We start from the raw sequence: 6,066 nt of genomic DNA on the forward strand, positions 1-6,066 counted from the left end.
GTACGGGTATCGGGGAACGGTCAGGCACGGCAGCCGGACACGGCGGTCATGCGCGAGGCGCGGCCCGCCGGCCCAGCAGCAGGGGCAACCGCGCACGGTCGGCCCACAGCGGCGGCAGGGACAGCAGGCACAGCACCACGGCCAGCGGCACGACGAAGACGAAGCCCAGGTGCCTGAAACCCAGCGCGCCCGCAATGCCGCCCAGCAGGAACATGGACAGCAGCCCTGCGAACAGCCGCAGCCGCACATGGTTGGCGTGGACCCGGTGCTCGGGCGGGCTGCCATGGCGATTCCAGTAGAGGGCTCGACCCAGCTCCATGCCCAGGTCGGTGATCACGCCCGTCATGTGCGTGGTGCGGATCTGCGAGGACGACATCTTGGTCACCGTGGCGTTCTGCAATCCCATGATGAAGGACAGCAGCAGCACGGCCAGCGGCACGGCGAACGGCGTGGGCCAGGCCAGCATGGCCGCGCCCAGCACGCCGAAGAGCAGCATCAGCGCGGCTTCCAGCAGCAGCGGCAGCGCATAGCTGCTGCGCAGCCGGTGGTGGCGCGCCCAGTTGACCAGCAGCGACGTCGCGGCCGCGCCGCACAGAAAGGCCAGCAGCGCGCCGCAGGCACTGAGCACCAGCGCCGTATTGCCCAGCACCAGGTTGTCGGCCAGCAGCGAGACAAAGCCCGTCATGTGCGAGGTATAGGAGTGCACCAGCAAAAAGCCGCCCGCATTCACCGCACCCGCGTTGAAGGCCAGCAACAGGCCCAGTGTGCGGTTGCTGGCCACCGTGCGGTGCCGGTCCGTGAGCAGGTGCAGGTGGTGGCGCATGCGCATGGGCGGAGCCAGGCGTTGGCCCGGCCTACCAGGCGGCGGCCAGCCGGCCGCGGTTGAAGATGCCCGCAGGATCGAAGGCCTGCTTGAGCCGTGCATGCAGCGCGGCCGTGGCATCGGCCGCCTGGGCGTCGAAATCGGGTTCGGCGCCGGGCTGGTCTGCGGCCTCGGCGCGGAACAAGGTGGCCGATCCGCCCGCTGCTTTTGCCAGCGTGCGCAGCGCATGGCCCAGCGCACGCGGCGCCTGTACCCAGCGCAATGCGCCGTGCCATTCGATCAGGGGCCCCGTGCAGCCGTCAGGCAGCGCAAGCACCGGCGCCGTCTGCGGCACGGACAGGCGCCACAGCGCATGGCCCGGTGCGCGTGCGGTGAACCAGGGCAGCTGGTGCTCCCGGCAGGCCTGCCAGTCGGCCGCAGCGCTGTGCATGCGCTCGCCCCCCAGGCGCCCGCAGGCCGCCTGCACGGCGGCACGCGCACCACGCAGGCGCAGGTACAGCACGCCCTGGGCCGCGCTGTCTTCCTGCAGCCAGCAGCTGGCATTGAGCGGCAGCGGCTGGCCGCCCCAGGCATTGAGCCAGTCCAGCGCCTGCTGCTGCGTGCATTCGAAGCGCAGCGTGGCCTCGGCAGGCGCCACGGGCAGCACCTTGAGGCTGACCTCGGTGATCAGGCCCAGCGTGCCCCAGGAGCCCGCCATCAGCCGCGAGACGTCGTAGCCCGCCACGTTCTTCATGACTTGGCCGCCATAGCGCAGCAGCTCGCCCTGGCCGTTGATCATCTCCAGCCCCAGCATGAAGTCGCGCACGGCACCCACGCTGGCGCGCGAGGGGCCCGACAGGCCGGAGGCCACCATACCGCCCACGGTGGCGCGGCCATCCGCTCCCTCGAAATGCGGAGGCTCGAAGGCCAGGCACTGGCCCTGTGCGGCCAGCAGGGCCTCGACCTCGGCCAGCGGCGTGCCGGCGCGTACGGTCACGACCAGCTCGCTGGGCTCATAGCTGACCACGCCGGCCAGCGCCCGCGTGTCCAGCAGTTCGCCCTGCAGGGCCAGTCCGTGGAAATCCTTGGTGCCGCCGCCACGTATGCGCAGCGGCGTGGCGTCGGCCGCCGCGGCGCGCACGCGCTCGGCGATCTGGATGAGTTGGCTTTGGGCTGAATCCATGGCCTGCATCGTAGCGGCTGGGCCCTTTTTCGCCTCGGTGCGGGCCCGTGAATTTTTTGAACGGCGCGCTTGAAGTTCTGCGGGCGGCGCAAAACAGCAGGGACGAAAAGGCAAAGGCGCAAGTCGAATCAGCCGCCTGCGGCCTTCATCGTGCCGGCTCGAAAGGATGGACCTGGATGTCGGCGTCGGGAAAGGAGGCCACCAGCTTCAGCTCGCCGCCCAGGGCCTTGACGTACTCGCGCAGCGTGCTCACGTACATGTCCTCGCGGCGCTCCAGCTTGGAGACGGCAGCCTGCTCCACGCTCATGGCCCTGGCCACTTCGACCTGGGTCACGTTGCGGGCCTTGCGCAGCTCCTGCAACTGCATTTCCACAAGCATGGCCTCGGCCCGTGCCGCAGCACGGGACTGTGCCTCGGGCGACATGCCGGCGCGCAGTTCGTTGAATTTCCTAGCCATGGATCTGTCCTTCTCTTTTCAGGGTCTCGATGTGCGTGTCGTACAAGCGGTCGGCGATGGGTACATGCACCTCATACCAGCGGCCATCGCCCGTCTTGTCGCCGCCGATCAGCAAGATGGCACAGCGGCGCGGATCGAATGCGTACAGCAGCCGATAGGGCCGGCCTTCGTGCTGCACGCGAAGCTCGCGCATGTGCGGGTGCCTTGAACGCTCGATGCCGGACGTATGGGGATATCCGAGATTCGGCCCTCTTGCCTCCAGCAACCGAACCGATGCATCGATGGACTCCTGCTCGGCCTGCGTCAGATCGGCCCACCAGATGCCAAGCTCGTCGGTGTACTCCACCTCCCAGGGTTGGGTCATTATTCCCTCCAGAATATATTCCGTCAATGGAATATAGGCCAAAGATCCGTCTTATAACGGAGCTCACCATAAGGCGGTTGGCGTGCAGCAGGCCTCCTGATTTCCTCAGCCGCTGAAGAGCGTTTGCGGCGCGGCAATGAAAAAAGGCCCCGGTGCAAGCACCGAGGCCAATCCGCAATGAACTCCCTGGAAACCGATCAGCGGTAGTACGCCACCTCGCCGTGCGTGGTGATGTCCAGGCCCTGGCGCTCGGACTCTTCGCTGACGCGCAGGCCGACGACCAGGTCGCAGATCTTGTAGGAGATGCCAGCCACCACGCCAGACCAGACGATGGTCAGCAGCACGCTCTTGACCTGCACCCACACTTGATGGCCCATGTTGAAGTCTGCGGGCTCGATGCCGCCCAGGCTGGAGGCGCAGAACACGCCGGTCAGGATGGCACCCAGGATGCCGCCCACACCGTGCACGCCGAACACGTCGCAGACGTCATCGACCTTGAGCAGCTTCTTGAGGCCGGACACACCCCACAGGCAGACGGGACCGGCGATCAGGCCCATGACGATGGCGCCCATGGGGCCCACGAGGCCGGCCGCCGGGGTGATGACCACCAGGCCGCCCACGGCGCCCGAGGCAGCACCCAGCATCGAGGCCTTGCCCTTGTGCAGGGCTTCAGCGGCCAGCCAGGAGATGGTGGCGGCGCCCGTGGCGACGATGGTGTTGATGAAGGCCAGGCCGGCGATGCCGTTGGCAGCACCTGCCGAGCCGGCGTTGAAGCCGAACCAGCCCACCCACAGCAGCGAGGCACCGACCATGGTCAGCGTCAGGCTGTGCGGAGGCAGGGCCTCACGGCCGAAGCCGATGCGCTTGCCCAGCATGTAGGAACCCACCAGTCCGGCGATACCGGCGTTGATGTGCACCACGGTGCCGCCTGCGAAGTCCAGCGCGCCGTCCTTGCCCAGCAGGCCGCCGCCCCAGACCATGTGGGCCATGGGGATGTAGCTGAAGGTGAACCACAGCACCGAGAACAGGATCACGGCAGAGAACTTGATGCGCTCGGCGAAGGCGCCGACGATCAGGGCCACGGTGATGGCGGCGAACGTGGACTGGAAGGCCACGAACACGTACTCGGGAATGGTCGGCAGTGCACCGGCCAGCGTGTCGGGCGCAATGCCCTTGAGGAAGATCTTGCCGAAGCCGCCGAAGAAGTTGCCTTCGCCCGCAAAGGTCAGCGAGTAGCCGTAGACGGCCCACAGCAGCGTGATCAGCGAGAAGATCACGAACACCTGGCAGAGCACGGACAGCATGTTCTTGGTGCGCACCAGGCCGCCGTAGAACAGTGCCAGGCCCGGGATCACCATCAGGATCACCAGCATGGTCGAGGTCAGCATCCAGGCCGTGTCACCGGCGCTGAGCGCGGGGGCCGGCGCCTCGGCTGCGGCCGCGGCGGCGGGGGCTGCTGCAGCGGCCGCATCGGCAACGGCTGCAGCGGCGGCGGGCTCCTGTGCCAGGGCAGCGGCGCCTGCGGCCAGCAGGCCCAGCCCCAGGCCCATGGAAAGAAGTCGTTTGGTCATGGCAGTCTTTCGGGAAACGTGGGGTTGAAACTCACAGTGCGCTGTCGCCGGTCTCGCCGGTACGGATGCGGACGGCCTGCTCGATGGGCAGCACGAAGATCTTGCCGTCACCGATCTTGCCGGTGCGCGCAGCGGCCTCGATGGCATCGATCACCTGGTCCACCAGTGCGTCGGGCACGGCGGCCTCCAGGCGCAGCTTGGGCAGGAAATCGACCACGTATTCCGCGCCGCGGTACAGCTCGGTATGGCCCTTTTGGCGGCCGAAGCCCTTGACTTCGGTCACGGTGATGCCCTGCACGCCGATGTCGGAGAGCGCCTCGCGCACCTCGTCCAGCTTGAAGGGCTTGATGATGGCGGTCACCAGTTTCATGATGCTTAGCTCCTCAGGTCCGGTTACAGGGTCTTGGTCAGCGTCACGATCAGGCGGGCCTTGTTGACGTCACCAAAGTAAGACTTCTTGTTCGCACCCGTGACGGCCGCGCCCAGCGACACGCCGTCGCCGAAATCGTAGGCACCGCCCACGCTGTAGTCCATATAGTTGGGCACGCCCAGGCCCTTGATGTCGCTGGCAAAGCGCGTGAAGCCCAGCGAGGCCTTCACGGTCACCTTGGGCATGACTTCCTTGCTGAAGCCCAGCCACAGGTAGCCGGTATTGCGGCCCGACAGGCCCGAGCCGGCTTTCTCGCCCGCCCAGCCGAAGTAGTCCTTGGATACGGTGTGCGAATACTTGGCCGTGAACGGGCCGTACGTGGCCGCGCCATACAGCTCGGTGGTGTTGCCGCTGGAGTTGCCCGAGTACAGGTATTGCAGGGCACCGAAGTCCAGGTCCACCTCGCCGGCCTTGAACTTGTAGCCACCGTAGAAGTCGGTTTCCAGGGAGTTGCCCGGCAGCCAGTCCACGCTGGAGTTCCAGTTGCCGATGTACCAGCCGCTGTCGCCGAAGGTGTAGTCGAAGCCGCCTTGCAGGGCAGGCTTGACGGCCTTGTTGCGTCCCGTGTCCTGGTCCTGTCCGCGGAACTTGTAGTTCGTCGTCAGGGACACATTGGCCGTGAGCTGGGCGTGGGCCCAGAGCGGAGCGATGGCGACACAGGCGATGGCGAGCGACTTGAGGCTGGCACGGGACATGGGATCCTCCGGTTTGAAAAATTTCGTGACAACCGGGTTAAGCACGGACCGTGCCAGTCTTTTCTGCTGGATGGGGCGCCTTCCGGCCCACCAATGCAGCACCGCAGCATCCTCCCGTGCACCGGCTTTGTGCAGAAGTTCTGCACCGTTACGGTGATAGCGGTCGCTCACATGGCATCTCACCAAAAATGCACCAAAAAAGTGCAAATGATCTCATGCCCAGTACAGCACATTCCCAGGTCGCCTGCCACAGCACATGATCAGCCAAGTCTGGATTACCTGATTTTGGAACATGCCTGATTGGATAGCCTGCCATTCAAATACATGCCTGTATCCAAGATGGGAAATTGCTTACATTTACAGGATGTATCTGACCCTGCATTTGATTGCCCTATAGCCATCGGCTTGTCTATGATCCCCGCTCACCAAGAGACGGGAGGCCGCCCCCAGGGCGGTTCATACAATGACACGCCGAGTCACCATCCATACGCCATTGGGCGATGAGCTGCATTTCCGTGAATTGCGCGGCCAGGAAAACATCAGCCAGCTCTTCAGCCTCGATGT

Annotated in this window: 7 protein-coding genes; all 7 read right to left on the reverse strand. The window is 65.7% G+C overall.

Translation table 11 applies throughout. From position 1 onward, the window contains the following. Positions 1-46: 46 nt before the first annotated feature. The 7 genes from PO605_RS22435 to PO605_RS22465 all read right to left on the reverse strand — a co-directional run bounded on the left by PO605_RS22435 (position 47) and on the right by PO605_RS22465 (position 5,502). Positions 47-829 carry a YoaK family protein gene (locus PO605_RS22435; RefSeq protein ID WP_012202244.1) on the reverse strand — a complete coding sequence of 261 codons (783 nt, stop codon included), beginning with the start codon at positions 827-829 and terminating at the stop codon, positions 47-49. A gap of 25 nt (positions 830-854) precedes the next feature. Continuing rightward, positions 855-1,994, reverse strand: a complete 1,140-nt coding sequence (gene glcE / locus PO605_RS22440) for a glycolate oxidase subunit GlcE (protein ID WP_016453629.1) — start codon at positions 1,992-1,994, stop codon at positions 855-857. A gap of 136 nt (positions 1,995-2,130) precedes the next feature. Beyond that, the gene (locus PO605_RS22445) at positions 2,131-2,442 is read right to left on the reverse strand and encodes a helix-turn-helix domain-containing protein (RefSeq protein WP_016448598.1); all 312 of its coding nucleotides are present in this window, start codon (positions 2,440-2,442) and stop codon (positions 2,131-2,133) included. Further along, positions 2,435-2,806 (reverse strand): type II toxin-antitoxin system RelE/ParE family toxin, encoded by a 372-nt coding sequence (locus tag PO605_RS22450; protein ID WP_047468107.1) that lies wholly within the window; start codon positions 2,804-2,806, stop codon positions 2,435-2,437. The genes PO605_RS22445 and PO605_RS22450 overlap by 8 nt, the downstream gene beginning before the upstream one ends. A gap of 197 nt (positions 2,807-3,003) precedes the next feature. Beyond that, positions 3,004-4,377, reverse strand: a complete 1,374-nt coding sequence (gene amt, locus PO605_RS22455) for an ammonium transporter (RefSeq protein ID WP_212646706.1) — start codon at positions 4,375-4,377, stop codon at positions 3,004-3,006. Positions 4,378-4,408: 31 nt separating this feature from the next. Continuing rightward, positions 4,409-4,747, reverse strand: a complete 339-nt coding sequence (locus tag PO605_RS22460) for a P-II family nitrogen regulator (RefSeq protein WP_012202241.1) — start codon at positions 4,745-4,747, stop codon at positions 4,409-4,411. A 23-nt stretch (positions 4,748-4,770) separates the two neighbouring features. Further along, positions 4,771-5,502, reverse strand: a complete 732-nt coding sequence (locus PO605_RS22465; RefSeq protein ID WP_016448601.1) for a TorF family putative porin — start codon at positions 5,500-5,502, stop codon at positions 4,771-4,773. Positions 5,503-6,066 lie beyond the last annotated feature (564 nt).

Origin of the sequence: Delftia sp. DT-2 (assembly GCF_028401915.1) — a bacterium.
GTDB lineage: Bacteria > Pseudomonadota > Gammaproteobacteria > Burkholderiales > Burkholderiaceae_C > Comamonas > Comamonas tsuruhatensis.

Coding starts and splice junctions, on each gene's coding strand:
- PO605_RS22450 (WP_047468107.1), bottom strand. CDS start 2,806: ATGACCCAACCCTGGGAGGTGGAGTACACCGACGAGCTTGGCATCTGG.
- PO605_RS22460 (WP_012202241.1), bottom strand. CDS start 4,747: ATGAAACTGGTGACCGCCATCATCAAGCCCTTCAAGCTGGACGAGGTG.
- PO605_RS22435 (WP_012202244.1), bottom strand. CDS start 829: ATGCGCATGCGCCACCACCTGCACCTGCTCACGGACCGGCACCGCACG.
- PO605_RS22465 (WP_016448601.1), bottom strand. CDS start 5,502: ATGTCCCGTGCCAGCCTCAAGTCGCTCGCCATCGCCTGTGTCGCCATC.
- glcE (WP_016453629.1), bottom strand. CDS start 1,994: ATGCAGGCCATGGATTCAGCCCAAAGCCAACTCATCCAGATCGCCGAG.
- amt (WP_212646706.1), bottom strand. CDS start 4,377: ATGACCAAACGACTTCTTTCCATGGGCCTGGGGCTGGGCCTGCTGGCC.
- PO605_RS22445 (WP_016448598.1), bottom strand. CDS start 2,442: ATGGCTAGGAAATTCAACGAACTGCGCGCCGGCATGTCGCCCGAGGCA.